At 59.3% G+C, this 2036-nt stretch carries 2 protein-coding genes; both read left to right on the forward strand.

The features are described 5' to 3' along the window. The coding region (locus Y708_RS26795) for a phosphoenolpyruvate carboxykinase (GTP) (RefSeq protein ID WP_035777054.1) at positions 1-1778 on the forward strand (1778 nt) is incomplete at its 5' end. 56 nt (positions 1779-1834) lie between these two features. Then, on the forward strand, positions 1835-2036 hold a 202-nt coding region (locus Y708_RS26800), incomplete at its 3' end, for a PadR family transcriptional regulator (RefSeq protein ID WP_035777058.1).

The following is a 2036-nucleotide window of genomic DNA, read 5'->3' on the forward strand; positions in this document are numbered from 1 at the left end:
ACGCGGACCTATTGGCCTGGGTCCGCGAGACGGCCGAGTTGACCCAGCCGGACCGCGTGTATTGGGTGAACGGCTCTGTTGAGGAAAACACAGCACTGACCAACGAACTCGTCGAAGCGGGAACACTCAAGAGGCTCAACGCCGAGCTTTTTCCTAATTCCTTCGCTGCCTTCTCCGATCCCAAGGATGTGGCGCGGGTGGAAGAGCAGACCTTCATCTGCTCCGAGAAGGAACGCGACGCAGGCTTCACGAACAACTGGATGGACCCGGCGGCCATGAAGGAGAAGCTGCGCGGGCTGTTCAGCGGATCGATGCGTGGCCGCACCATGTACGTCATTCCGTTTGTGATGGGACACCTCGATGCGGAGGACCCCAAGTTCGGCGTGGAAATCACCGACAGCGCCTACGTAGTGACGTCCATGCGGATCATGGCGAACATTGGTACAGCAGTGCTTAACCGGATAACCAAGCTTGATGCTCCGTTTGTGCCTGCACTGCATTCCCTTGGTGCCCCTCTCTTCGACGGCCAGGAAGATGTTGCCTGGCCCTGCAATGAAGACAAGTGGATTGTGCACTTTCCCGAAGAGCGCTCCATCTGGTCCTTTGGTTCCGGCTATGGAGGCAACGCACTGCTGGGCAAGAAGTGCTACGCGCTGCGCATTGCCTCCGTGATGGCAAGGGACGAGGGCTGGCTGGCGGAGCATATGCTGATCCTGAAGCTGACCTCGCCCGCGGACAAGACGTACTACGTGTCAGCGGCCTTTCCTTCAGCCTGCGGCAAGACCAACCTTGCACTGCTTGATCCAACGATCGATGGCTGGAAGGTGGAAACGCTCGGCGACGACATCACCTGGATGCGCTTCGGCAAGGAGGGTGAACTGCGGGCTATCAATCCGGAGGCCGGCCTGTTCGGTGTGGCTCCCGGAACCGGATGGCACACAAACCCCAACGCCATGCGCGCTATCGCCAAGGGAAACTCAATTTTCACCAATGTTGCATTGACCGACGACGGCGGCGTGTGGTGGGAGGGGATGACCAAAGAGGTGCCGGAGCACCTGACCGATTGGCAGGGCAATGACTGGACGCCGGCGTCGGACAAGCCCGCCGCGCATCCCAACGCACGGTTCTGCACCCCGATCGATCAGATCGACATGTTGGCCGAGGAGTTCAATCAGCCGGATGGTGTGGAACTTTCGGCCATTCTGTTCGGCGGCCGCCGGAAGACCACCGTGCCCCTCGTTACCCAGTCCCGGGACTGGACCAATGGCATCTTCATGGGTTCAACCCTGTCCTCGGAGACGACCGCAGCGGCCGCGGGTGAGGTTGGACGTGTCCGTCGCGATCCGATGGCGATGCTTCCGTTCATGGGTTACGACGCCGGCGACTACCTTCGTCACTGGCTCACCCTGAGCTCCGAAGCGGATCAGGAGCGCCTGCCCAAGATCTTCCTGGTGAACTGGTTCCGCCGCACGGCTGACGGTGGCTTTGCCTGGCCAGGTTTCGGAGACAATTCACGGGTGATGAAGTGGATTATCGAACGCCTTGAAGGAACCGCGGATGCCGTGGAGACGCCGATCGGCTTCGTGCCGACCGGGGATTCCATCGACCTCACCGGACTGGATATGACCCCAGAGGATGTTGGGGAAGCCGTCCGGGTTGATGCTGACGAGTGGGCTGAGGAGCTGCAGGGGATTGGCGAATGGTATGCGCGCTTCGGTGACTCGCTGCCGTCTGAGCTGTCAGCCGAACTGGATGATCTCAAGCGGCGGTTCGCGTAAACAATCCCTCATGTGACTAGTTGACAGATCTACTAGGTGTGCTGTCAACTAGTCTCATGACACTTTCCTATCTGATCTTGGGCATGCTGGGTCGTAGTCCCATGACGGGTTACGACTTGAAGAAGCGTTTTGATGCAAGTATCGGCCACTTTTGGGCTGCCGATAAAGCCCAGATCTACCGAACCTTGAACAAGCTCGTTGCAGATGATTTGGCTGAAGTGGTGGTGGTGCCTCAAGCCAGTCTCCCGGACCGGCAGG

The organism is Arthrobacter sp. H5 (genome assembly GCF_000520595.1).
Lineage (GTDB): Bacteria > Actinomycetota > Actinomycetes > Actinomycetales > Micrococcaceae > Arthrobacter_D.